The sequence below is a fragment of the Planotetraspora mira genome (assembly GCF_016863275.1).
Classification (GTDB): domain Bacteria; phylum Actinomycetota; class Actinomycetes; order Streptosporangiales; family Streptosporangiaceae; genus Planotetraspora; species Planotetraspora mira.
Map to the genome: position 1 here is coordinate 1 of NZ_BOOO01000010.1, position 23,751 is coordinate 23,751.

25 protein-coding genes, 2 tRNA genes and 1 riboswitch are annotated in these 23,751 nt (G+C 67.8%); of the genes, 12 read left to right on the forward strand and 15 right to left on the reverse strand.

The genetic code is table 11. The annotated features are described in order from the left end of the window. From Pmi06nite_RS10365 to Pmi06nite_RS10375, 3 genes are all read left to right on the forward strand, one after another. Positions 1 to 1,328 (forward strand): putative Ig domain-containing protein (locus Pmi06nite_RS10365; RefSeq protein ID WP_239113800.1); only part of this gene is annotated, 1,328 nt, incomplete at its 5' end. 161 nt (positions 1,329 to 1,489) lie between these two features. Then, entirely contained in the window at positions 1,490 to 1,810 is a 321-nt protein-coding gene (locus Pmi06nite_RS10370; RefSeq protein WP_203952709.1) for a type II toxin-antitoxin system Phd/YefM family antitoxin, read from the forward strand. Beyond that, the gene (locus Pmi06nite_RS10375) at positions 1,807 to 2,217 is read left to right on the forward strand and encodes a type II toxin-antitoxin system VapC family toxin (protein ID WP_203952710.1); all 411 of its coding nucleotides are present in this window, start codon (positions 1,807 to 1,809) and stop codon (positions 2,215 to 2,217) included. Before Pmi06nite_RS10370 ends, Pmi06nite_RS10375 begins: the two co-directional genes overlap by 4 nt. A gap of 134 nt (positions 2,218 to 2,351) precedes the next feature. Here Pmi06nite_RS10375 and Pmi06nite_RS10380 read toward each other — a convergent pair. The 6 genes from Pmi06nite_RS10380 to Pmi06nite_RS10400 form a co-directional block, all read right to left on the reverse strand. Then, a tRNA-Ala gene (locus tag Pmi06nite_RS10380) sits at positions 2,352 to 2,424 on the reverse strand. 153 nt (positions 2,425 to 2,577) lie between these two features. Then, positions 2,578 to 3,306 carry an HAD family hydrolase gene (locus tag Pmi06nite_RS10385; RefSeq protein WP_239113801.1) on the reverse strand — a complete coding sequence of 243 codons (729 nt, stop codon included), beginning with the start codon at positions 3,304 to 3,306 and terminating at the stop codon, positions 2,578 to 2,580. A gap of 39 nt (positions 3,307 to 3,345) precedes the next feature. After that, entirely contained in the window at positions 3,346 to 3,465 is a 120-nt protein-coding gene (locus tag Pmi06nite_RS41845) for a DLW-39 family protein (RefSeq protein ID WP_239094587.1), read from the reverse strand. A 328-nt stretch (positions 3,466 to 3,793) separates the two neighbouring features. Continuing rightward, complete coding sequence (locus Pmi06nite_RS10390) at positions 3,794 to 4,177, reverse strand: ATP-binding protein (RefSeq protein WP_203952712.1); 384 nt, start codon at positions 4,175 to 4,177, stop codon at positions 3,794 to 3,796. 148 nt (positions 4,178 to 4,325) lie between these two features. Continuing rightward, on the reverse strand, positions 4,326 to 5,231 hold the full coding sequence (locus Pmi06nite_RS10395; RefSeq protein WP_203952713.1) for a Sco1979 family transcriptional regulator: 906 nt from the start codon (positions 5,229 to 5,231) through the stop codon (positions 4,326 to 4,328). Positions 5,232 to 5,310: 79 nt separating this feature from the next. Continuing rightward, positions 5,311 to 5,550 carry a DUF397 domain-containing protein gene (locus Pmi06nite_RS10400; protein WP_203952714.1) on the reverse strand — a complete coding sequence of 80 codons (240 nt, stop codon included), beginning with the start codon at positions 5,548 to 5,550 and terminating at the stop codon, positions 5,311 to 5,313. 157 nt (positions 5,551 to 5,707) lie between these two features. Between Pmi06nite_RS10400 and Pmi06nite_RS10405 the strand changes: the two genes are divergently transcribed. After that, entirely contained in the window at positions 5,708 to 6,274 is a 567-nt protein-coding gene (locus Pmi06nite_RS10405) for an ATP-binding protein (protein ID WP_203952715.1), read from the forward strand. Positions 6,275 to 6,565: 291 nt separating this feature from the next. Then, positions 6,566 to 7,156 (forward strand): DUF305 domain-containing protein, encoded by a 591-nt coding sequence (locus Pmi06nite_RS10410; RefSeq protein ID WP_203952716.1) that lies wholly within the window; start codon positions 6,566 to 6,568, stop codon positions 7,154 to 7,156. A gap of 27 nt (positions 7,157 to 7,183) precedes the next feature. Here Pmi06nite_RS10410 and Pmi06nite_RS10415 read toward each other — a convergent pair whose 3' ends face one another. Together Pmi06nite_RS10415 and Pmi06nite_RS10420 are read right to left on the reverse strand one after the other, a co-directional pair. Continuing rightward, entirely contained in the window at positions 7,184 to 9,007 is a 1,824-nt protein-coding gene (locus Pmi06nite_RS10415) for a glycoside hydrolase family 15 protein (protein WP_203952717.1), read from the reverse strand. Between the two features lie 103 nt (positions 9,008 to 9,110). Further along, positions 9,111 to 10,070 (reverse strand): lactate/malate family dehydrogenase, encoded by a 960-nt coding sequence (locus Pmi06nite_RS10420; protein ID WP_203952718.1) that lies wholly within the window; start codon positions 10,068 to 10,070, stop codon positions 9,111 to 9,113. A gap of 155 nt (positions 10,071 to 10,225) precedes the next feature. Between Pmi06nite_RS10420 and Pmi06nite_RS10425 the strand changes: the two genes are divergently transcribed. Further along, positions 10,226 to 11,968, forward strand: coding sequence for a pyruvate dehydrogenase (locus Pmi06nite_RS10425; RefSeq protein ID WP_203952719.1), 1,743 nt, complete (start codon positions 10,226 to 10,228; stop codon positions 11,966 to 11,968). 2 nt (positions 11,969 to 11,970) lie between these two features. Here Pmi06nite_RS10425 and Pmi06nite_RS10430 read toward each other — a convergent pair whose 3' ends face one another. Beyond that, positions 11,971 to 12,915: an aldo/keto reductase gene (locus Pmi06nite_RS10430; protein WP_203952720.1), complete on the reverse strand. Its 945-nt coding sequence runs from the start codon at positions 12,913 to 12,915 to the stop codon at positions 11,971 to 11,973. Positions 12,916 to 12,953: 38 nt separating this feature from the next. Continuing rightward, on the reverse strand, positions 12,954 to 13,817 hold the full coding sequence (locus Pmi06nite_RS10435) for an NAD(P)-dependent oxidoreductase (RefSeq protein ID WP_203952721.1): 864 nt from the start codon (positions 13,815 to 13,817) through the stop codon (positions 12,954 to 12,956). Positions 13,818 to 13,896: 79 nt separating this feature from the next. On the opposite strand from Pmi06nite_RS10435, the gene Pmi06nite_RS10440 reads away from it, so the two are divergent. Next, positions 13,897 to 15,252, forward strand: coding sequence for an NUDIX domain-containing protein (locus Pmi06nite_RS10440; RefSeq protein ID WP_239113802.1), 1,356 nt, complete (start codon positions 13,897 to 13,899; stop codon positions 15,250 to 15,252). Positions 15,253 to 15,334: 82 nt separating this feature from the next. On the opposite strand, the gene Pmi06nite_RS10445 is transcribed toward Pmi06nite_RS10440, so the two are convergent. Then, positions 15,335 to 16,165: an NAD(P)H-binding protein gene (locus tag Pmi06nite_RS10445; RefSeq protein WP_239113803.1), complete on the reverse strand. Its 831-nt coding sequence runs from the start codon at positions 16,163 to 16,165 to the stop codon at positions 15,335 to 15,337. A gap of 334 nt (positions 16,166 to 16,499) precedes the next feature. Here Pmi06nite_RS10445 and Pmi06nite_RS10450 point away from each other — a divergent pair, with 334 nt between their 5' ends. Continuing rightward, positions 16,500 to 16,826 carry a hypothetical protein gene (locus tag Pmi06nite_RS10450; protein ID WP_203952722.1) on the forward strand — a complete coding sequence of 109 codons (327 nt, stop codon included), beginning with the start codon at positions 16,500 to 16,502 and terminating at the stop codon, positions 16,824 to 16,826. Between the two features lie 216 nt (positions 16,827 to 17,042). After that, positions 17,043 to 17,537 (forward strand): hypothetical protein, encoded by a 495-nt coding sequence (locus Pmi06nite_RS10455; protein WP_203952723.1) that lies wholly within the window; start codon positions 17,043 to 17,045, stop codon positions 17,535 to 17,537. A gap of 153 nt (positions 17,538 to 17,690) precedes the next feature. Here Pmi06nite_RS10455 and Pmi06nite_RS10460 read toward each other — a convergent pair whose 3' ends face one another. Together Pmi06nite_RS10460 and Pmi06nite_RS10465 are read right to left on the reverse strand one after the other, a co-directional pair. Next, positions 17,691 to 18,434, reverse strand: a complete 744-nt coding sequence (locus Pmi06nite_RS10460; RefSeq protein ID WP_203952724.1) for a CbtA family protein — start codon at positions 18,432 to 18,434, stop codon at positions 17,691 to 17,693. A gap of 18 nt (positions 18,435 to 18,452) precedes the next feature. Next, the gene (locus Pmi06nite_RS10465) at positions 18,453 to 18,665 is read right to left on the reverse strand and encodes a CbtB domain-containing protein (RefSeq protein WP_203952725.1); all 213 of its coding nucleotides are present in this window, start codon (positions 18,663 to 18,665) and stop codon (positions 18,453 to 18,455) included. A gap of 28 nt (positions 18,666 to 18,693) precedes the next feature. Further along, a riboswitch (cobalamin riboswitch) is annotated at positions 18,694 to 18,858 on the reverse strand. Between the two features lie 343 nt (positions 18,859 to 19,201). Here Pmi06nite_RS10465 and trpS point away from each other — a divergent pair. The 3 genes from trpS to Pmi06nite_RS10480 all read left to right on the forward strand — a co-directional run bounded on the left by trpS (position 19,202) and on the right by Pmi06nite_RS10480 (position 22,282). Further along, positions 19,202 to 20,302 (forward strand): tryptophan--tRNA ligase, encoded by a 1,101-nt coding sequence (trpS, locus tag Pmi06nite_RS10470; RefSeq protein WP_203952726.1) that lies wholly within the window; start codon positions 19,202 to 19,204, stop codon positions 20,300 to 20,302. Between the two features lie 75 nt (positions 20,303 to 20,377). Then, positions 20,378 to 21,406, forward strand: coding sequence for a S66 family peptidase (locus Pmi06nite_RS10475; RefSeq protein WP_203952727.1), 1,029 nt, complete (start codon positions 20,378 to 20,380; stop codon positions 21,404 to 21,406). A gap of 171 nt (positions 21,407 to 21,577) precedes the next feature. Continuing rightward, positions 21,578 to 22,282 (forward strand): class I SAM-dependent methyltransferase, encoded by a 705-nt coding sequence (locus tag Pmi06nite_RS10480; protein ID WP_203952806.1) that lies wholly within the window; start codon positions 21,578 to 21,580, stop codon positions 22,280 to 22,282. Between the two features lie 68 nt (positions 22,283 to 22,350). On the opposite strand, the gene Pmi06nite_RS10485 is transcribed toward Pmi06nite_RS10480, so the two are convergent. Continuing rightward, positions 22,351 to 22,427 (reverse strand) — tRNA-Ile (locus tag Pmi06nite_RS10485). Between the two features lie 171 nt (positions 22,428 to 22,598). After that, the gene (locus Pmi06nite_RS10490; protein WP_239113805.1) at positions 22,599 to 23,714 is read right to left on the reverse strand and encodes a DUF3566 domain-containing protein; all 1,116 of its coding nucleotides are present in this window, start codon (positions 23,712 to 23,714) and stop codon (positions 22,599 to 22,601) included. Positions 23,715 to 23,751: the final 37 nt, after the last annotated feature.

Sequence of the window (23,751 nt, forward strand, 5' to 3'; positions counted from 1 at the left end):
CGGCCGGATTGACCGGAGTGACCCAGATCTCCGCCGGCGGCGAGCACAGTCTCGCGCTGCGCTCGAACGGCACAGTGATGGGATGGGGCGCCGACAACGGCGGGCAACTCGGCGACGGAGGCATCGGCACCGGCACCGAGCGCCACACCCCGGTAGCGGTCAAGGGGCTGACCGGGGTGGTCCAGATCGACGCCGGCGGTGGCCACGGTCTCGCGGTGCGCTCAGACGGCACCGTGTGGGCGTGGGGAGACAACACCTATGGGCAAGTCGGTGACGGCAGCTACTACGCGAACGTCCGCACCACCCCGGTAGCGGTCGAGGGCCTGACCAACGTCGTCCAGGTCAGCGGGAGCCTCGACGACAGTGTCGCGGTGCGCTCGAACGGCACCGTGGCGGTGTGGGGAAACAACTCCCTCCTCCACGGGCAGCGCGCTGACGGCACCCCCGTCACCCGTCCCGGCACCTGGCCGCATGTGGGGTGGAAATCCCCGGTCTACGTGCCTGGGCTGAGCTCGGTCACCCAGATCTCGACCGGAGGCTCCCAAACGCTGGTGAAGGTGGGCCCGCCGACGTTGGCCGGCAAGGCGTCGATCACCGGCACCGGCGCCGTCGGCACCAAGCTGACCTGCAAGACCCCGTTCGTCGCCGCCACCTCGGTCAGCTACACCTGGTCGCGGGACACGACCCCGATCTCGGGCGCGACCGCCTCCACCTACACCCCGGTGACCGGCGACGCCGCCCACAAGGTGACCTGCAAGGCCACCGCCACCAACAACCTGGGCAGCACCGACACCACCGCGAGCATCAGCGCCTACATCCCGGCGAAGTTCAGCACAGGGACTCCGCCGGTCGCGCAGACCGGTAAGTACTTCATCTACCAGTTCGCCGCCACCGGGACCCCCACCCCCAAGGTCACCCTCGCCTCCGGGACGCTCCCGTCCGGCCTGAAGCTCGCCACCGGCGGCACCCTGTCCGGCACCCCAAGCAAGGGCGGCTCCTACACCTTCACCCTCCAGGCGACCGGCGGCATCGGAACCCCCACCAAGGCCTCCAAGACCGTCATCGTCAACGGCCCAGCCAAATTCACCACCGCCACCCCACCCACCGCGCGGGCCGGCAAGTACTACATCTACAAATTCCCGACCACCGGATACCCCGCACCCAAGGTCACCCTCGCCTCCGGGAAACTCCCCACCGGCCTGAAGTTGGCCACCGGCGGCACCCTGTCCGGTACCCCCACCCGCAAGGGCACCTACAAGTTCACCCTCAAGGCGGCCAACGGCATCGGCACACCCGCGACCACCACCAAGAGCGTCACCGTCCAGTAGGCAGCGCGAATCCGTGATCCCGGGGAATCGGCACATCACCGACTCCCCGGGACCCCCGACAGAAGATCAAAACGGAACAAGCACACAACGGGCACGGAAGCCGAAGAAGGCCGCTGTGCTACGTCGTAGCACTTGATGGCACGCGGCTGTACCCTCGAAGAGTGAGTACTCCTGAACCGGACCCCTCGCACCAGATCTCTCAGCGCGACCTTCGCAACCGATCAGCCGAGATCATGGACGGCTTGGAAAGGGGCGAGCGATACGCCGTGACGCGCAACGGCCACCACATCGGCGACCTCGTCCCTATCCGCCGGCGGCGCCGAGCCGTCTCTCGGGCGGAGTTCGCCGCCGTTTCCCGAGGGATGCCTCTGCTGGACGACCGGAAGTATCACGAAGACATGGATCGCCACGTCAACGACGATCTCTACGACCCTTATGACCGCGCCTACGGCAGAGGCGAGTTCGTCGAGGGCGAGGAATGACCCACCCTCACGGCCTGCTCGACACCAACATCCTCATCCTGCGCGCAGCCATCGACCCCGACGAACTGCCCGACGAGATGATGATCAGCGCCATCACCACCGCCGAACTGTCTGTCGGCGTGCTGGTGGCGACCGGACCACAGGAACTCGCCCAGAGGATGAAGATCCTGCAGACCGTCGAGGCCGAGTTCGATCCCCTGCCCTTCGACGACACCGCCGCGCGCGAGTACGGCCAACTCTGGACCGCTGTCATCGCCTCAGGCCGCAAACCTCGTCCCCGGACAGCAGACTTGATGATCGCCTGCGTGGCCATCGCCAACCGGCTGCCGCTCTACACCTGCAACCCCAAGGACTTCAAGGGCCTCGACCACGTGCTGTCAGTGGTCCCTGTCACCCGCCCACGATGAGGCATCACGCACCAAATGCTGCCTCTGGCCGACGACGGCAACTCGACAAGCTGATCGGGCAAGGAAGCGCCAGGCCAAATAAAGATCAAAGCCCAGGTCGGGAAAAATATCCCTGACCTGGGCTTTCGTATGGGTGGAGCCTAGGAGATTCGAACTCCTGACATCCTGCTTGCAAAGCAGGCGCTCTGCCAGCTGAGCTAAGGCCCCGAAAGCGAGTCACTGACCAGGAACAACGCCGTCTGTGGTGCGACTTGTTCCGGATGCACACCGTAGCAACAGCCCGGCCCGCGCGCCACTCGACTTCCTCCGTCACCGCATGGAAAACGGTTCCACCTGCGGACGAGCCGAGACGAGCACCTGTCAGGCAGGGGTGACGATCTCGCCCGCACCGACCTCGCTCGCACCGACGTCGCCGCCGAGGATCAGCGAAGGGAGATCGGCGATCGAGTCGATGATGTGCGTCGCCCCGGCGCCGAGCAGGCGTGCCCGGCTGTGGCCGCCCGTCATCACACCGGCGACGATCGAGGCACCCGCACGACGACCAGTGAGCATGTCGCTCTCGGAGTCGCCGGCCACGGCCACCTCCCTGACGTCCTCGATCCCGGACCGCAGGCCCGCCGTCAGCACCAGGTCGGGATAGGGGCGCCCGCGCCCGGCGTCCTGCGGGGACAGCGCAAGATCGAGCTTGTCCGCCCAGACGAGCGCGCTCAGGACCCGGCTGAGCGTGGACCTGCTGAAGCCGGTGATGAGGGCGATCTTCACCCCTGCGTCACGCAGCTTCTCCAGGGCCTCGACGGTTCCGGGCAGAGGAACGAGCCCGCTCCGGTCGATGGCCCCTTCATACGCACGCTCGAACGTGAGGTTCGCCGCCCGTGCCTGGGCCTCGTTGTCCGGGAAGATCCCGTGGAAGACATCGATCTTCGGGCAGCCCCGGGACCGGTGCACATGCACCATGGCACGCGCATATGCGCTGGTCCCGGGAACGATGCCCTGTGTGGCGATCGCCTCGGCGAATGTTCGCTCCACCATGGCGATGTCACCGATCGTGGTTCCCGCCAGATCGAGGCAGGCCAGTTTCACGGGTGCCATTCCCGGACCCTTCCCACGATCAAGACCCATCTCGGGTAATCAGTTCTCGCTACCTGTCGCCTCGGTCCACAGGTCAAGCTCGGCGCGGTTAGTCTGCACCTTGCGCCAGACCAGCAGCCCTCCGAGAGCGACCAGCGCGAGAACGAGCAGCTTCTTCACGGTGTGACCCCACTTCTCAACGGTCTCACCTGCCGGGTGAGACAACGCCCGGTTCTACGGTTCTCTGCAGCCTAGCAAGGGTTCGGCGCGTCACCCTGATTGCTTGAGAATCGGTTGCACCAGATCAATAATTAACGGCCTGCCTGCCGGGCATGCCGTACGGCTTGCGCCACCGGTTGGTGAATCATGACTGCCCAGGTCACACCTTAGCTAACCCTCGTACCACCCGGTCGGCGAGCGATCACTTGGGCCCCGTTTCGGACACGACACCTCGGCTCTGCCGTGAGCGTAAGACCGTCCGAGCCGGCGGAAAGAGCCCCGGCGACCTTCAGGGAAGATCCACGCAAAGCCGTAACGTCGTGCCGTGAGGCCCCGTCCTGACGTCCCGGTGGGCCAGACGATTCATCAGCCAGAGACCACGCCCTCCGAAATCGAACCGGGTCGACGGATAGTCGAGATCAAGGGCCTTGGCGGGGATACCGGGCCCCCTGTCGGACACCTCGCAGATCAGCTGACCGGACTCCGTCCACAGCGCGATGCCTCGTGGCGGCAGGCCGTGCCGTACCGCGTTGGTCAGAGCCTCGTGGACGGCCAGCACGAAGTCCTCCAGCGCGGCACCCTCCAGCCCGGCGTCGCGCGCGGACTCCGTGACGAGATGCCGCACCCTTGTGACCGAACCGAGTTCGAAATCCAAGGTAAGCAGGCTGCTCACCAACGTCATCATCGCCTTCCGCTTTCACACAGTGGCAAATACTCCCCTTACCACCGAGGTGCACCTGACACATCTTGCCTGCCGATTGGGCACTTTTTCGCAGCATGACAGAGCTGTTGCCGAAGGGAACGGCGGGGCGAAAGCGGGCTCAGAGGTCCGCTGAGATCTCGTGGAGGATGCGCCGGGTGTCCGTCGCCGGCTTGGCCTTGATGCACAGGCGCTCCATGACCGCGAGATAGCGGTCGACGTCCTCTCGCTTGTCGAGATAGACCGCACTGGTGAGCTGTTCGAGGTAGACGACGTCGGGGAGGTCGGCCTCGGCGAAGCGCAGGATGCTGAAGGGTCCCCCCGCGGCCGCGTGACCGCCGGCGCTGAACGGCACCACCTGCAGGGTGACGGTGGGCCTCGCCACCAACTCCAGAAGGCGGTCGATCTGGCTCCGCATGACGGCCGGGCTGTCGGGTGAGCGCCGCAGCACCGACTCGTCGACGACGGCCCAGACATGCGGCGGGTCCGGCCGGGTGAGGATCTCCTGGCGGGCCATCCGGAGCTGGACGCGGCGCTCGACATCCTCCGGACGGGCGTCGGGATGCCCGAGCCTGATCACCGATCGCGCGTAGTCCTCGGTCTGGAGCAGTCCGGGAACGAACTGCACCTCGTAGTTCCGGATGCCGGTGGCCGCCTGTTCGAGGCCGACGTATGCCTCGAACCATGAGGGGAGCACGTCGTCGTAGTTGTGCCACCAGCCGGGGACGTTGGCCTGGGACACCAGGGCCAGCATGGCGGCGCGCTCGTCCTCGTCGGCCACGCCGTACAGGGTGAGCAGGTCCGCGACGTCTCGACCTCGGATGCCGACCCGGCCGAGCTCCATGCGGCTGATCTTGGAATGCGAGGCGCGGATGGCCCGCCCGGCTTCCTCCAGCGTGATGCGCCTGCTCTCACGCAGGCGGCGCAACTGGGTGCCCAGGAGGATCCGCAGGACCGTGGAAGTTCGAGGTGGTGCAGTGGGGGTGCGCGGGTGAGGCTGTGCGCCCTCCGTCGGGGCCGTAGTCATTCCAGGTCCTTTTGGGCCGTTCCAATGATTTACGCCTCGTTAACAATACCCGCGCGACCCTTTTTGGCAAGCCGTAATGCTAGTCCTCGAGGAAATCGTCGAAATCGCCATTTTCAACGGAGTGCGCGAAGGCAACAAAGTCGTCGCGCGTGTAAACGAGAACAGGGCCTGCCGCGTCTCTGGAATTTCTCACGGCCAACCGCCCGTCGGGGAGCTCGGCGATCTCCACGCAGTTGCCGTTCGGATTGCTGTGCCTGCTCTTGCGCCAAACGAGGCCGGGCAGTTGCGACGCGTTCATGCCGTTGCGGATCTCGGTCATCGGAACCTCACCTCCGGTTCACCGGTCAGGATACGGCTCCACACCTCCGCGACGGGCTGCACGTGCATCCGCACTTGCATAAGGACAGCAAAAGGGAGCATTATGACTAACCGATTCATCTCATCACATACCTGACAGGGACCGCACAGGGCTCTTGATGACTGGGATTCGAACGGACGGCGCTTCCCTGGTGGAAGCCGACGGCGACGGCTGGGAACGGTGGTCTGACACCGCCGACCAGGCGTTTCCGATCGGCAGGGTCTGGCCGTGGGAGGCCGTCGAGCGGGGCGGCGGGCAGCGTGAGCTGGAGGTCGCGGCGCACGAGTGCCACCGTGACCTCGCCGCGGCCGGTACGGCACGGCGCTTCACGACGGGCGTGCTGCGGACCTGGGCCATGCCTGACATCATCGACGACGCCTCGTTGGCGGTCAGCGAACTCGTCGCCAACGCCGTCGGCCACGGGTTGCGCCGGCCGACCTCCGAGCCCCATCCCGTGCGGCTCTACCTTTTCCGGTCGCGCCATTCGGTGGTGTGCATGGTCACCGATCCCAGCAACGATCCACCGATCCTGCGCGCACCCGACCACGTCGCGGAGAGCGGCCGGGGCCTGCAACTCATCGCCGCGGTGAGCCACCGGTGGGGCTGGACGCCCCTGCGCCCTCTGGGCAAGGCGGTCTGGGCGGGTTTCATCGACAGGACGATTCGCCGGGCGTCCGGTCACTGAACGAGAGAAATCACTGAAACATTTCCACGGTTTCCCGGAATTCAATTCACTCCGGACTCCGAGAACCCGGCGGAAATCTCTTCTTTAGGCGAAACCCCCGGTCGAATGCCGTTGACGCGCCGGCTCGACCGTACGCGCGGGTGAATGTCACCGAGCGGCCGGAGAAGTGAGAACGTCCCCGCGACCCGGCCCCTGCGACTCCGGCTGAACTCCCCCCGCCTCCCGCGCGTACCTGCCTGTGAATCCTGTCTGCGAATCAGGCGAACCACGGCGCGGGAACGAGGACATGCCATGAAAAGGTCGCTCACGGTCATGGCCGCGGCAGTCGGAATCGTCGTGGCGTCGTCGACCGGGTGCTCCGCCGTCTCCGGATCCGCGGCCTACGGACAGGACGCGGCCGCCGCACCCGCCGCCGACAAGGGCAAGGCCGGTCACAACGACGCGGACGTGCGCTTCTCCCAGGAGATGATCCCCCATCACTGGCAGACCATCCAGATCGCCGCGCTCGCGTCCGAACGTGGGTCCGACTCCTACGTGAAGACCCTCGCCAAGGAGATCACCGAGCACGAGGCCGCCGACATCCGCGTGATGTCCGGGTGGCTGCGGTCCTGGCAGGTCGAGGTGCCGAGTGGCGACATCGACATGGGTCACGACATGCCAGGGATGATCTCCAAGACGCAGATCCTGGCGCTCGAGGGCAGGTCAGGTGCCGACTTCGACCGGTTGTGGCTCTCGGTCCTGGCCAAGCACCTCGACGCCGGCGTCGCGATGGCCGAGAAGGCGGCCGGCTCGGGTGAGCACCAGGGAACCAAGGATCTGGCCAACAAGATCGTGAAGACGCAGCGCGCCGAGATCGAGCAGATCGTCGACCACCTTCAGTGAGCCTCGTCAGCCAGCGCGCGATCGAGGTCAGCCCAGCGCGCGATCGAGCTTGAAGGCGGCGCTGATCAGCGCGAGATGTGTGAAGGCCTGCGGGAAGTTGCCGAGTTGCTCCCCCGTGTGCCCGATCTGCTCCGCGTACAACCCCAGGTGGTTGGCGTAGGTCAGCATCTTCTCGAAGGCCAGCCTGGCCTCGTCGAGTTGCCCGGCGAGAGACAGCGCCTCGACGTACCAGAACGAGCAGATCGAGAAGGTGCCCTCGTCCCCCCGCATGCCGTCGGGGGTGGCCACGGGGTCGTAGCGGTACACCAGCGAGTCCGAGACCAGCTGCCTCCCCAGGGCGTCCAGCGTGGACAGCCACTTGGGGTCGGTCGGGGAGACGAACATGGCGAGCGGCATCATCAGGACGGCCGCGTCGAGCACGTCGTCGTCGTAGTGCTGGACGAACGCACTCAGGCCGGTCGACCAGCCGCGTCGCATGATCTGCCGGTAGATGGCGTCGCGGGACTCACGCCAGCGTTCGATGTCGGCCGGCAGTCCCCGCCGCAGCGCCATCCGGATGGCCCGCTCGATCGCGACCCAGCACATCAGGCGGGAGTAGACGAAGTCCTTGCGTCCGCCGCGGGTCTCCCAGATGCCTTCGTCCGGCCGGTCCCAGTTCTCACAGACCCAGTCGACGAGCACGCCCACCTGGTCCCATCGGTCGCTGGAGATGGGCCGCGCCCACTTGTCGTACAGGTAGATGCCGTCGATGAGCGCTCCGTAGATGTCGAGCTGAAGCTGGTGGACGGCTCCGTTCCCCGTTCGCACCGGCCCGGAGCCCTCGTAGCCCTCCAGGTGCCCGAGTTCCTGTTCCGGCAGGTCGGTACGGCCGTCTATGCCGTACATGATCTGCAACGGGCCCGACGGGCCGACGCCGCACATCGTGACGTGGGTCGACAGGAAGTCCATGAACGCCTCGGCCTCACCGACGAAGCCCAGTCTGAGCAGCGCGTACACGCAGAACGCGGCATCGCGGATCCACACGTAGCGGTAGTCCCAGTTGCGCTCGCCGCCGATCTGCTCCGGCAGGCTGGTCGTCGGGGCGGCGACGATCCCCCCGGTCGGGGCGTAGGTGAGCAGCTTCAGCGTCAGCGCGGAACGGTGGACCATCTCCCGCCACCGGCCGCGGTAGCGGGACGAGGACAACCAGTTCCGCCAGAACCGCACGGTCGCGGCGAACTGCTCCTCGGCCTCCGCGAGCGGGCAGCCCTTCAGCCCGACGTCCTCACTGACGCGATCGAGCGCGAAGACGGCGGACTCGCCCTCGAGAAGCTTGAACTCCGACCAGACGTCCGTGCCGTCGCTCTCCATCGGGACGCTGGTGGTCAGCGCGAGGCTGAGCGACGGCGCTTCGAAGATCGCCTGGTGATCCTCGATGCGCAGGGTGTGCTCCTCGGTCCCGTAGGAGAACCGGGGGGCCACCCGGGCCCGGAAGGGCAGCGTGCCGCGGACGCACAGGACGCGCCTGATCAGGCGGTGTCGGTCGACCTCGCGTGATTCATCCTCAACGGGCATGAAGTCCTGGATCTCCCCCACCCCGTCGGCGGCGTAGAACCGGGTGATCAGGACATTCGTGTCCGGGAAGTAGAACTGCTTGGTCCGCGACGGCACACACGCGGCCAACTCGAACGAGCCGCCGCGGTCGGCGTCGAGGATCGATCCGAACACACTCGGAGCGTCGAAGCGCGGGCAGCAGTACCAGTCGATCGTGCCGTTGGTGCCGACCAACGCCACGGTACGGAGATCACCGATCAGCCCGTGATCGGCGATGGGCAGGTAGCGGGAGCCCGTAGGAGATCCGGATTGCGTCATTTTGGCCCTCTTGTCACCGGATTCCTCTCACGCTATTCCGCGTGGACGGTCCGCCAGGTCTGCCCCGGCCCAAGGAGCGGCCAGCTTTCCCCCAATCCGTCGCTCACGTCCCGTCCGGCAACACGGCGAGAGCGCGCCCCGCCGCCTCGCGGAGGGCGACGACGCTGCGTTCGAGGCCGGCGCGCTCGTCCTCCGACATGGCGGGCTCGTACATCTGCTGAACGCCGCCGGCCCCGAGCACGCTGACCAGCGAGAGCGTCGTCCCGTACGGCGGGTAGTAGGCCGCCACCGGCAGCACGGCCCGCTCGTCGCGCAACACGGCCTCGACCAGGAGCGCGGACACGACGCCGATGCCGTACTGGCTGGCGCCGGTCCCCTCGATGATGGTGATGTTGGCGAAGCGGATGTCGTCCTCGATCTCCCGCCGAATCAGGTCGACGGGCTCGCCGCACCGGGCCAGCAGGTCGAGGACGGGAGTGCCCCCGGCCGACGCGGACGACCACAGGAGCACCTCGGACGTCCCGTGCTCGCCGACGACCATGGCCTGGACGTCCCTGGGCCTGACCTTCAGACGATCGGCGAGGTGGACGCGGAATCGCAGGCTGTCGATCAGCGTGCCGGTGGAGAACACCCGGTCGTGCCCGGCCAGACGCCGCGTGAGGACGGCCAGCGGATCGGGCGGGTCGGTGACCACCATCAGCACCGCCTCCGGCGCCGCGGCGACGACCCGGGGCACGATGCCGGCGTAGATCTCGGCGTTCGCCCCGATGAGCCGCAGCCGGCCTTCGGGGTCGGAGCGGTCGGTGGCGCCTCCGGTCTTCTCGTTCAGCCCCGCCGTGATGATCACCACCGCGGCCCCGGACAGGTCGTCGTAGCCGCCCGCGCGCACCTCCACGGTGGGCGACAGCGGCGTCGCGTAACGCATGTCGGCCGCCACTCCCGCGGCCCGCCGGGAGTCGAGATCCACCAGGACGATCTCCCGGCACATCCCGCCCCGCTCGATGAGGGACAACGCGGTGGCCGCCCCGACCGCGCCGACTCCCACCACCCCGACCTTCACCATCCACCGCCTCAGGTCTCGACCCCATCGGACTTCCCCGCGGAACGGATGATCCGGCGCCGTGTGCGGCAGATTTTGGCCGCCACTGACGGGCGAAAACCAGAAAATGGGACACTCGGATAGGGAAGGTGACAATACGGAAGGCAGGGGGCGTCGCCATGGCCAGACGCACGGTCGCCGACCAGTTCGTCGAGATCCTGCTCGCCGCCGGTGTCCGGCGAATGTACGGGGTCGTGGGGGACAGCCTCAACCCCGTCGTCGACGCGGTCCGCCGCCACGACGACATCCAATGGGTGCACGTCCGCCACGAGGAGACCGGCGCGTTCGCCGCGGGCGCGGAGGCACAGCTCACCGGGAGGCCCGCCGCGTGCGCGGGAAGCTGCGGCCCCGGCAACGTCCACCTGATCAACGGGCTCTACGACGCCCACCGAAGCATGGCCCCGGTGATCGCACTCGCCGCCCAGGTGCCGAGCACCGAGATCGGCACCTCCTACTTCCAGGAGACCACTCCCGGCCTCTACTTCCGGGAGTGCAGTTACTACTGCGAGACGGTCTCACGGCCCGAGCAACTGCCGCGGGTGGCCCAGATCGCGATCCAGGAGGCGATCGGCCGGGCCGGTGTCGCGGTCGTCGTCCTGCCCGGTGACGTGGCCGACCAGCAGGCGACCGCGACCTATCTGGAGCATCCGTACCGTCTCGAGCAGCAGCCGACCGCACGGCCGTCGGACGCCGTGCTGGAGGAACTCGCCCAGATGATCGACCGGGCCAGGCGGGTCACCCTGTTCTGCGGCCGCGGTGTCGCCGGCGCACACGATGACGTGGTGGCGCTGGCCGCGCGGATCAAGGCCCCCATCGGTTTCGCACTTCGCGGGAAGGACTGGATCGCCTACGACAATCCGTACGAGGTGGGCATGTCGGGCCTGCTCGGCTACGGCGCCTGCTATGACGCGATGCACGAGTGCGACCTGCTGGTGCTGCTGGGCACGGACTTCCCCTACGTGCAGTTCATGCCGTCCGAACCGAAGGTCGTCCAGGTCGACCTGCGACGCGAGCGTCTCGGCCGCCGGTCCAAGCTGGATCTCGGCGTGTGGGGAGACGCGGGGGAGACGGTCCGCGCGTTGCTTCCCCGAGTCGCGGAAAAGTCCGACTCCTCCTTCCTCGACCGGATGCTCCGCCGGCACGAGGAACTCGTCGGCCGGCTGCGGACCTACGCCGAGGAGGTGAGCGACCGCCGTCCGATCCATCCGGAACATGTGGCGTCCACGCTCGACCGGTTCGCCACCGACGACGCGGTCTTCACCGTCGACACCGGCATGTCCACCGTCTGGGCGGCGCGCCTGATCAACGCCACGGGACGGCGCCGTCTCCTCGGCTCGTTCGTCCACGGCTCGATGGCCAACGCGCTGCCCCAGGCGATCGGCGCGCAGGTCGCGTATCCGGGACGGCAGGTCGTCGCCCTGTGCGGGGACGGCGGCTTCGCCATGCTCATGGGCGACTTCCTCACCCTGCTGCAGTACGACCTGCCGGTGAAGGTGGTCATCTTCAACAACGGCTCGCTCGGCATGGTCGCCCTGGAGATGCTCGTCGCCGGCTATCCGCCGTACCAGACCGGTCTCAAGAACCCGGACTTCGCGGCCATGGCGCGCGCGGCGGGGGTGAAGGGCATCCGCATCGAGGACCCCGCCGACGTACGGCAGGGCCTGCGCGAGGCCCTCGAGACGGACGGGCCGGTCCTCGTCGACGTGCTCACCGACCCCAACGCCCTGTCGATGCCGCCCAAGATCAAGGGGGAGCAGGTCAGGGGGTTCGCCCTCGCGATGACGAGGCTGGTGCTGGCCGGGGAGGCCGACGAGGTCGTGAACATGGCACGCAGCAACCTGCGCAACCTTCCCCGACCCTGACGTCAGCTGGGGCGCGGCGCGATCTTGTCGAGCTCGGCGAGCGCCTGCTCGTCCGGGACCCATGCGCCGGCCGCGGCGTTGGCCTTGACCTGCTCGGGCTTGGTCGCACCCGCGATCACCGAGCCCACCGCCGGCTGGGCGAGGAGGCCGCCGATCGCGACGTCGAGCAGCGTGACGCCCTGCCGCTCGGCGAACGCCTCCAGCGCCTCGACGACGTCGAACCGGGCGTCGGTGAGGTACTCGGGACGGCTGGCCAGCCGGGTGCCCTCGGGCCGGTCCTGGCCGCGGCGGTACTTGCCGGTGAGCAGGCCGTTGGCCAGCGGGAAGAACGGCAGCAGGCCGATGCCGTGGTGAACCAGCGCGGGGCTGAGCTCACGCTCCACCCCCCGGTTCAGGAGGCTGTACTCGTTCTGTGCGCTGATGAAGCGCTCGTGCCCTTCGGTGCGGGCGATCCACTCGGCGTCGGTCACCTGCCAGCCGGCGAAGTTCGACGAGCCCACGTAGCGCACCTTGCCCTCGCGGACGAGGTCCGCCAGCGTCGAGATCGTCTCCTCCAGCGGCGTCGACGGGTCCGGGACGTGCATCTGGTAGAGGTCGATCCAGTCGGTCTGCAACCGGCGAAGTGACCGCTCGACGGCCTTCCGGATGTACCGCCGGGAGCCCCTCGCCCCCCAGTCGGGGCCGTTGGCGCCCCCGGTGTCCATGCCGAACTTCGTGGCCAGCACCACGTCGTCACGGCGGCCCTTCAGGACCTCGCCAAGGAACGCCTCGGACTCGCCGTAGATGTCGGCCGTGTCTATGAGGGTGATCCCCACCTCGAAGGCCGCGTCGACGACCACTCTCGTCGCGTCGATGTCGATCCTGCGGCCGAAGTTGTTGGCGCCCAGTCCGACGGCCGAGACGACGAGTCCCGAGTCTCCGAGCCGCCGGTAGGTCATGTCCGCCATGTTCACTCTCTCCTCATACGTAAGCCAGGTCACACACGTCAGCGCCGTTCGCGCCGGACCAATTCCACTACGGCGGCGATGTCGGCCTCCGCCCACCCCAGCTCGGCGGCCTCCTCGTAGAGCCGCTCGACGAGGTGGGCGAGCGGCAGGACGACCCCGTGCTCCTCCGAGACCTCCCGGGCGAGCCGTACGTCCTTGGCGCCGAGCCGCGTGGTGAACCATCCCTCATGGGCGCCGCCCACGATGTCGTCGAGCCGGTTGCGCAGGATGGGCGGAACGGTCGCCCACCTGAAGAGCTGGTTGCGCACCCCCGCCATGTCGAATCCCGCGGCCTCCGCCGTGACGACGACCTCGGACACCAGGACGACGTTCGCCATGAGCAGGTAGTTGTTGAGCAACTTCAGGGTCACCGCGCAACCGGGATCGTCGCCGCAGTAGGCCGAGGAGGCGAAGGCGTCCCTCCAGACCGGCTCCAGCCGCTCGGCGGCCATCTGATCGCCGCCGAGCAGGACCCGCGCGTTGCCCAGCACGAGGTCGAGCGGCCCGCCGAGGATCGGGGCGGCCAGGAACCGGCCCCCCGGCATGAGATCACGCAGGGCGCGCGACGTGCCGGGGGAGACCGTGCTCGTGTCGGCCACCACGAGGTCGTCCCCGCCCGGCACGGCGTCGACGAGCCGGGTCATGACGTCACGGACGGCCCGGTCGTCGGTGAGGGACATCAGGACCGCGTCCGCCCCCTGCGCGGCCTCGGCCGGCGTGAACGCCTCCGTGGCACCGTCCTGCACCACCTGCCCGGCCTGGCCGGGCGTCCGGTTCCACACCGTGACGGAGAAGTGCTGGGTGAGCAGGCGCTGCGCGAGCGCCCGGCCCATCCGGCCCATTCCGAGCACGGCTATCCGCATACGTCACCCCCCTTCCCAATTGTCGCTTTCTCCATATCCCGGTGGGACGTAGGGGTGGGCGTGCAGCAGGATGATGCTCATGCGACCTCCGCGGCACAGCGTCCGAGCGATCCTTTACGACGGCGACGAGATCGTCCTCTTCAAGCGGATCCGCCCGGGGCGCGAGCCGTACTGGATCACTCCCGGGGGCGGAGTCGAGCCCACGGACGCCACTTTGGAGGCGACCCTCCGCCGCGAGCTCGACGAGGAGCTCGGCGCGACGGCCGGGCCGGCCCTGCGCGTGCTCACCATCGTCGAGCAGGACAGGCTGACCACGGTCTACGTCTGCCGGTTGGTGCACATGGACCTGAGCCGGCGCAGCGGACCCGAGTTCCTCGACCCGGAGAACGGCATCCACGAGATCGTCCGGGTGCGGCCGGAGAAGGTGCGGGAGCTGAACCTGATCTCCCCGGAGCTGGCGGACTTCATCGCGGACGGCGCCGCCACCTTGCCCGCGCTCCTGGCCGCGGCCACCGACGCCCCCGGCCGCTACCGGCCGATCGTGGACGTCCACCTCCTGCTCTTCGACGACGAGGGACGCGTGCTGCTCGGCCGCCGGCAGAACACGGGATACGCCGACGGCGAGTGGCAGATCATGCCGTCGGGGCATCTTGAGGAGGGCGAGTCGATCATCGACGCGACCGCGAGGGAGGCGAGGGAGGAACTCGGGATCGACGTGTCCGGCCTGACCGTCGCCCACGTGACGCACCACCGCAACCCCGGCGGCACCGCCCGTGTGGGGATGTTCCTGGTGGCCCGCACGACGAGCGGCACGCCCGTCAACGCCGAGCCCCACAAGTGCGCGGAGCTGGCGTGGTTCCCCGTCGACGACCTGCCGGACCGGACCGTCCCCTATGCCCGGGCGGGCATCGAGGCCGTTCGCGACGAACTCGGCTTCTCGCTCCACGGCTGGGATCTCCCGACCATGGCCCTGCTCGAGGCTGAGGCCGTACGAGCCGGGTTCGAGGAGTTGTCGGTGTCGCTCATCGGGCACCACGACGGCGGTGTGCTCGTGCTGTCCGACGAGGAGACCGACCGCCTTCCCTCCACGGTCGCGCGGCACGGGCTCCAGGCCGCCGTCCGTGTCCTGACGGATTCCGATCAGGCGCGGTTCGTCGGCGCGGACGACTACATCTCGGTCGACGGCAGGCGCGGACGGCGGTTCGTCTTCGCCGCTCCGCTGCCCGCCGGCACACCCGCTCTCGGCTCCACCGCGGTTTCACGTGAATCCACAGCCCCCTCAGAGGTCGGCGCGGGACGCCCGGCGCGAGTCCGCCGGCTGTCCGCGGAGGCCGTCGACGCGGGACGCATGCCGCACGCCGAACGTGTGCTGGTCGCACAGTGGCTCCGCGGAGAACGACGACCTGGAACCGATCGCCCGGGCGAGGACGGCTGACTCACCGGAACCGAGACGGGAGAGGCTGCGGGCTCTCCGGCCATCGGGTCCACCCGGCCCCTCCGGTCGGCGTCTGATCGAGTCAGGATGTGAGGGCACGGACGACGGCCGCCCTCAGGGTCGTGGCGGGACGGCCGAGCACCCGCGAAAGGTCCTCGGTCTGGGTCTCCAGGGCACCCGCACGAACCTGTCCGTGGAGCCAGGCGAGCGGACCGGCGACGCTGTCCGGATCCTCCCGATGGGCCACGGGAGTGCCGGACACCTCGGTCAAGGTCTCGGCGAGCTGTGGATAAGTCCACAACGGTCCGGTGAGGTCGTAGGCGAGACCCAGGTGGCCGTCCCCTGTGAGCACGTTCGCGGCGGCCTCCGCGAGGTCGGCGCGGAACGCGGTGTTGAGACCGCGGCCTCCGGTGCCGCCGGCCAACTCACCGGCCGTCACGGCTGCCCGAAGACCCGGGTTGATGAACGCCTCGCCGTAGAAAGGGTTGCGCAGCATCGTGTACGGCAGACCGCTGTCCAGGATCGCCTGCTCAGTGGCGTGATGCGCCGCGGCGACGCCCGCGCCGCCCGTGTCCGCGCCGAGAACGCTGGTGTAGGCGATCGCGCCGACCCCGACGTCCTTGGCCGCCTTGACGGCGGCGAGATGCTGGGGAACGCGACGGGCCGGATCCAGTTCCGGCGAGGAGATCAGCAACAGCCGACCGGCGCCCTCGAAGGCGTCATGCAGACTCGCCGTGTCGTCGTAGTCGCCTCGTCGCACTCGAATGCCGCGCTCCGCCAGGTCGGCTGCACGGCCGGGGTCACGGACGGCCGCGACGATCCGGCCGGGGGAGACACGGGCGGAGAGATGGTCGACGACCAACCGGCCGAGCGCACCCGACGCGGCCGAAATAACGATCATGGAATCATTCACGAGGCTCACGGTCGTTCCACGGGCGGGCCCGCGTCAACCGAATTACGCGGCGGACCGTCTCCGGCTGTGCACGAACTTCGAAGCCCATGCTTGACGAATCCGAACATTTCCCCTGAATTGCCGATCAAGCCGACAACCGCGCCGAGATGACGAAGACAAAGAACGGGTAATCATCTGCGCTTTAGACCATTCGGCGGGGGACCGGCGCCCGGTCGCAGGGTATGCAGGCTCACGTTATCCATGTCCGCGCCGACAAAGGCGACCACCAGCGAATGACGTGAGAGGCAGGTGCGCGACAATGCGTCGTCATCGTGCGGGAAGTTCGTTTGCCGGCGTGGTCGTCACCGCACAGCTGCTGGCATTGACCACGGCCGCCTTCGCCCTTTCCGGAATCACCGCCATCGCGCAGGCGAGCGCGAGTAGGGGAGCCTCGGAAAGCCCCTGGGCACCCATCATCGGCGAAGGGCACGGCCCCGTCTGGAACCGCAACCAGGGACGGCACAACCAGAACGCACCTGCCATCAACAGCCCGACCACCGTCACGGGCGTGCAGCAGGTCAGCAGCGTCAGCGAGAACACCAACACGCAGTCCGGCCTCTGCAAGAGGGGCGCCCGGGTCTGCAAGATCCATCAGAAGCTCAACTTCTTCCGTGGCTGGTGACGACCGGCCCACCCCTGCGGCCATCGGGAAAACAGCCGCGCATTCACCGGAGTCGATTGAATTTCCCGTTCTTCTTCGTTCCCCGGCAATCATGCGGTAATAACGCGCGCCCCGACCGCGTGAAACATGAGCGATCACACCCCGCCAAGTAAGCTGTCGACGGCTCCGGGCGGCAGGAATACCTGCCAGGACTCGATCGATTCAGCGGGGGGACCGATGATTTGCCAGCGGTACGGCAGGGCACCCGGAAGGAAGACCCTCGCCGCGTACGTCGTCGCGGGTGTTTCCGCATCGGCGGTATTCATCGGCGCCCTGGCGCCTTTTCCCGCGAATGCGGACGGCAAAGACCCCCGGCCGACGAAGACCGAGGGACCCGACGTTCTTTCCGCCAAGAGCGAAACCTCGCTCTACGGCCGGCAGAACACGTCGACGACCACGACCGCGGGCGCGACGAGCGTGCAGAACGCCCTGTGCCGCAACTCCCGGGTCTGCAACATCACGCAGAAGGTCGTCGTGGTCTCCCCAGAGGTCACGCCGACTCCCGTGCCGGCCGTGACCCCTGAGGTGGTCATTGCTCCTGAGGTGGTCGTGACCCCTGAAGTCGTCGAGACACCCACACCGGTGGCCGTTCCCGTCGTCGCCCCCGAGCCGGTACAGCCGGCCCTGCTCAGCCTGGGATTGCTCCTGTTCCTTCACGGCGGCATGCAGTGACCTGACTTTCTCCGGCGTCTCCGTGGTGCCCTCTCCTGAAAGGAGCGGTCCCGTGCGGAGAAAGGAAAGTCCCGGCGGTCCGTCCGATCAGGACGTGCCACCGGGACATCCGATGAAGTCGCGGCTTCGCCGTGCCGCCGGCCGTGGAGACGGTCAGACGCCCACGACAGCGGCGGGTGCTCCAGCGGTCCGCCTGCCGAGAGCACGGTCGGTGAGACCGCCGAACAGCAGGCCCAGCGTCCCCCACACCGTGAGCTGAATGGCGAGCGAGGCCAGTCGGAACCGCCACAACACGGTCGCAGAGAAGTCGGCCGGAACCTCGTTCACCGTCGGCATCACCACATAGATGATCCCGATGATGACGGCGAAGACGCCCACCGCCACCAGCGCGGCGTTCCAGGCGCCGAGCCGGGGTGCGAGCCTGCGGCCCGCGTACAGCGCGACGGCGGTCGTGAACAGGCTCAGCACGATCATCGTGACGTACAGCGTGGTACGGGAGCCGATGGTGTCCTCGCTGCCCACCGCGGGCGGGTTGGGCGGGTACTTCAGGAACGGGACGACATAGATCACCACGAATCCGACCAGCGCCACCAGAGCAGCGGTCGTCCGCGGCCGGAAGTCGCCGATCCGCCCGTGCGCGAAGGCGAAGGCGATGGAGAACAGGCCGCCGAAGGCCACGCCGTACACGACGAGTGCGGTGATTAGGCCGAACGTCTCCTGCACGGTACGGCTGACCAGCTCGTGCTCGTGCATCTCGCCGGACGCCGCCGCCTTGGCCTCTTCGAACGAGATGGCCAGGGCGACCTGGGGCTCACCGAGGAACCATGCGACGACGTAGGCGAGGGCGGCCGCGGCGAGCCCGACGAGCATGCCGCGGATCAGCAGAGTTCGCATCATGAGAGCGAGTCCCGGCCGTCAGTGGCAGGGGAAACCGAGTAGGTGACGTCCGTCGTGGACGAACTCGTGCACAGTGCTGCCGCTGATGATCGACGTGGCACCCTGCTCGGCGCCGACGAAGTACAGCAGGGCCAGTCCGAGCACCGCGGCGAAGACGGCCCAGGGAACGATCTCGCGCACCGGGATACGGAGCGGAACGGGCTTGCCTGAAGGAACGACGACGTTGGCCACGGTTTCTCCTCTCGGGGTCACGCGCCCCGACGACGGAGGACAACGGGTCAGTCTTCTGACTCCCGAGCGCCGCTCTCCCCTGCCTTTCCGCCTGTCACAACGGTGGCCACCTCAGGGAGGGACTTCTCGGTCACAGCGGCGGGACCGTCCTGGAATCGCACCAGGTTCCTGCGCACCATTGCCTCAATGTTGATTTGTCCCCCAGAGACTCCCTCCTTCCTGCTTGTGACGTCAAGACCGCTTTGAACATTGTCTTCCGGATCACATGCCAGGAGACTCCGCAGGGCACTCATGGGGCGCAAGCGAACGACGGTCACGCTCGTCCAGGGGTGCGCAGCCGTTCTGTGCCACCGGGAGAAGTTAGACTGATCGTCATGCATCGTCTGTCGTGTCCGAGTTGGTGGCGCTCCACTTAGGAGCGGCCATCACTCGTGCACGACCTGGGCCGTTCAGATGGACGGCCCTTTCGCGTTTCTTCCTGGAATGTGCCGTCCCCGTCAGACCCGGCGGACCGCCTCACCTTTCAGGAGAACCACATGATCACCGACTTTGGTCTCGACTACTCGGCCGAACCTCCGGTCCCCGCAGATGGGATCTCCACCGTCCAGCGCCGCAGTGCCGCGCTGGAGGAGCTGATCCATCGGGATCCCGGGCGGTTCCGGGTGCTGACCGGCGACCGTCCGACAGGCCGGCTGCACCTGGGGCACTATTTCGGCACTCTCCACAACCGCGTCCGCCTGCAGGACCTGGGGGTGGAGATGTTGGTGATCATCGCGGACTACCAGGTCCTGACCGATCGCGACGTCGCCGACCATCTCACCGAACACGTTGAGGACCTGGTGCTGGACTACCTGGCCGTCGGCGTGGACCCGGAACGGGCCACGATCTTCACCCACAGCGCGATTCCGGCGCTCAACCAGTTGCTCCTGCCGTTCCTCAGCCTGATCACCGTCGCGGAGCTCAGCCGTAATCCCACTGTCAAGGAGGAGATCGCCCAGTCCCAGCAATCCTCCGTCAGCGGGCTGATGTTCACCTACCCCGCGCACCAGGCCGCCGACATCCTGTTCTGCAAGGCCAACCTCGTGCCGGTCGGCCAGGACCAGTTGCCTCACCTGGAGGTCACGCGCACCATCGCCCGCCGTTTCAACAACCGCTACGGCAACGGCGTTGCGGTCTTTCCCGAGCCTGACGCCCTGCTCTCGGCGGCTCCGCTGCTGCTGGGGACCGATGGCACCAAGATGAGCAAGAGCCGCGGCAACGCCATCACCCTGGCAGCGAGCGCCGACGAGACCGCCAAGCTGATCCGCGGCGCCAAGACCGACGCCCACCGGCACATCACCTACGAGCCCGCCACACGGCCTGAGGTGTCCAGCCTGGTCCTCCTCGCCTCCCTGTGCCTCGGCAGCGACCCCCACCAGGTCGCCGAGGACATCGGCGGCCGGGGCGCGTCGGCGTTGAAGGAGACCGTCACCGAAGCGGTCAACACGTTCCTGGCCCCCATCAGAGACCGGCGCGCCCTGTACGCCCAGGATCGCGGCCACATCCGGAAGGTGCTGCGTGACGGCAATGAACATGCCACCGCCATCGCCCAGACCACCCTCGACGAAGTCCGGGCCACGATGAACGCCCTCTACTGAATCGAGGGCGGCCGCTCCGCCGTGCTCCGCATACCCAGTGGCCGTCCGGCCGGGGACTCCGCAAGGATCGTGGGCATGAACGTGCGATACCCCGCCCCGTTGCGTCCTGGTGACCATATCGGTGTCACCGCCCCCTCCAGCGGAGTGGACGAGCACCTGCGAGATCGCCTCCAGGTGGGCATCCGCACCGTGGAAGAGCACGGGTATCAGGTGATCGTCGGGGAATGCATGGACGGCGCCGGGCACGTCAGCGCGCCGGCGGCCGACCGGGCCCGCGAACTGATGGAGATGCTCACCGACCCGTCCATCAAGGCCGTCGTACCGCCGTGGGGCGGGGAGACCGCGATCGATCTGTTGCCCCTGCTCGACTGGGACGCCCTGCGTGAGGCCGACCCGACATGGGTCGTCGGCTTCTCCGACATGTCGACGATCATCACGCCCCTCACCCTGCTGACCGGGGTCGCGACCATCCACGGCAACAACCTGATGGACACGCCGTACCGCGCGCCCGAAGGACTGCTCACCTGGCTGGACATAGCGACGATGGCCCCGGAGACGGCGTTCAGGCAGACTCCGCCGAACCGCTACCGGGCGCAGGGATGGGACGACTACCGAACCAATCCGGAAGTGCGCGAGTTCACGCTCGACACGCCAGGGCGATGGACGCGGCTGGACGGCGACGGTGACGTGCAGGTTGAGGGGCGGCTCATCGGAGGCTGCGTCGAAACCCTGTGCAACCTCACCGGCACGCCGTATGGAGACATCGCGGCCTTCGCGAGAGACATGGCGCCCGAGGGGCTGATCGTCTATGTCGAGGCCTCAGGGGACGACGCGCCGACCATCTGCCGGAACCTGCACGGGATGCGGCTCGCCGGGTTCTTCACCAACGCGAACGCGATCCTCGTCGGTCGCACCCGGGCACCGGACGCCGGCTCACTCACTCAGCATGAGGCGGTGCTCGACGCCCTCGGCAGCCTGGCCGTGCCGATCATCGCCGATGTCGAGTGTGGTCATGTCCCGCCGTACCTGCCCCTGGTCAACGGCGCTCGCGGCCAGGTGGTGTTCACCGGAGACCGCAACGAACTCACGCAGACGCTCTGCTGAACCCGGTGTTGTGCGCGTGCCCTCGGGGACCACATGCCCCAGGGCGTTCGCCACCCGTGGTTCGCGAATTCGTTGGACAACGCGTGTGTCCACGGCGATCGTTGAGCAGTGCGACAGGACGAGATCTGGGACGTCGATGCCGCCCGGCGCTATGACACGCCGGGCACCGGCATGTTCGCGCCCGAGGTCCTCGGGCCGACCGTGGACCGCCTCGCCGAACTCGCAGGCGACGGTCAGGCGCTCGAGTTCGCCATCGGGACCGGCCGCGTGGCCGTCCCGCTCTCCGAGCGAGGGGTGCCCGTCACCGGCCTCGAGTTGTCATCTCCGATGATCGACCAACTGCGAACCAAGGTGGACGAAGCGACGATCCCGGTAATCGTCGGCGACATGGCGACCACCGTCGCCCCCGGGAAATACACACTCGTCTACCTCGTCTACAACACGATTTCGAATCTGCTCACCCAGGCCGAGCAGGTCGCGTGCTTCCGCAACGCCGCCCGCCACCTCACGCCCGGCGGCCGGTTCGTGATCGAGCTGTGGGTGCCTGAGCTGCGCAAGCTCCCACCGGGTCAATCGGCCACGGTGTGGCATTCCGAGTCCGGCTACATCGGCTTGGACACCTACGACGTACTGCGTCAGCACGTCGTCTCGCACCACTTCACGTTCGACGAGAGCGGACAGGCTCAGCTGTTCCGCAGCCCACATCGCTACATCTGGCCGGCAGAGCTCGACCTCATGGCGCAGTTGGCAGGGTTCGAGCTGGAGACCAGGCACGCGGACTGGTCCGGAGCCGACTTCACCGCCGAGTCGCGTTCCCACGTGTCCGTCTACCGCATCCCGGCTGAGCCGGGGGCGCACCGCGGCTTCGGCGCATGATCGGAAAAGTGGTCACGCGGGTACGAGAAAGGCCGCTCTCCGATGATCGGAAAACGGCCTGTGAACTGTGGTGGGGCTACCAGGACTTGAACCTGGGACCTCTTCCTTATCAGGGAAGCGCTCTAACCGTCTGAGCTATAGCCCCGCGTTGCGCAAGGAACGTTACCGCATCCCGTATCGGGAGGCGAATCACGCCTGAACGAGGAAAAGCTTACCGTGTCCGCACCGCTCCCGCGCCTTCCCACATGGCCGCGGGCTCTTCCGTTGTGATCCGTACGGCTACCGCCCGCGCCCGGGGCGGTAGCCGTACGACCGACTATTCGGCCTCGCTGAAGGTCACTTCGACGCCGCCGACGAACTCGGCGCACACGTTGTAGATCACCGCACCGAGAGTGCAGAGAGCGGTGATGAGAACGACGTTGATCGCGCCCAGCAGACCCGCGTAGCCCAGGATTCGCCCAGGGGCGAACCAACTGCTGATGTCAAGGGTGCTGGCGGTCTTGCTGTCACCGGTGGTGAGCTGCGTGACCGCGTCCGTGATCGAGCTGAACACGCCGATCCCCGACAGCACGCCGTACAGGATCGCGACCGCCACAAACAGGATGACGAAGCAGACGATCGAGATGACGAAGCTGAACTTCATGGCTGACCACGGCTCAATCCGGCGCAACACCAGGTGGGCCTTGCGGGGCCCCTTGGCGTCGGCCTTCTTGGCCTTGCCCTTGGCCGTGCCGCTCGTGGCCTCCGGCCGCTCCGCCAAGCCGAACGCGGACCCCCGGGCAGGGGCGTCCTGCGCCGGTGTGACCGGCGAAGGAACGATCGGCGACGCGGAGACCGGGGGCGCCGGGGACGAGGCGCCGGTTACTGGAGAGGTTCCAGGCCGGGAGCCGTCCCCAGAGGAGTAGGTCGGCCTCGGGAACGTCGCGGTGGGACCAGCGGACTCGGACCCGGGCGGCGTGGCGGACCCTGACGTGACGGGCCCGCGAGCACCGCCCCTCGGCCCTGTGTTGACATCCGGCTTTCCGCCGCCGATCGGCTTGTCGCCACCGAACGGCTTGTCGCCACCGGGCTTGGGCTTGCCGGCACCCGATCCGGACTTGCCGAACCCGGAGCCGGATCCCGGACCGGAGGCGGCCGACTCGTTCACCGCGGGCTTGGCCCCGGTGGGCCCGCCGGCCTTGCCACTGCGGTCGGCAGGAGCGGCGGCGGACGGTGTCGCGACGGCGGGTTTGGCGAAGGGAGCGGTCTCGGGACCGGACTGACGATCGGCCGGCTTCTCGCCGTCCTTGGACGACTGCGACTTCCACGGCTGATCGGCCGCGGAAGTGCGGATGCGCACAGTCGCGTTGTCGGAGTCGGACTCGGGCTTCCCAGCCGGAGTCGCATCTTCTTTCTCGGACGCCACCTCGACGACGTTATCGTCTTTGTCCACCCGCTCGGTAACGCCGTCCCTCATTGAGGACGACGCC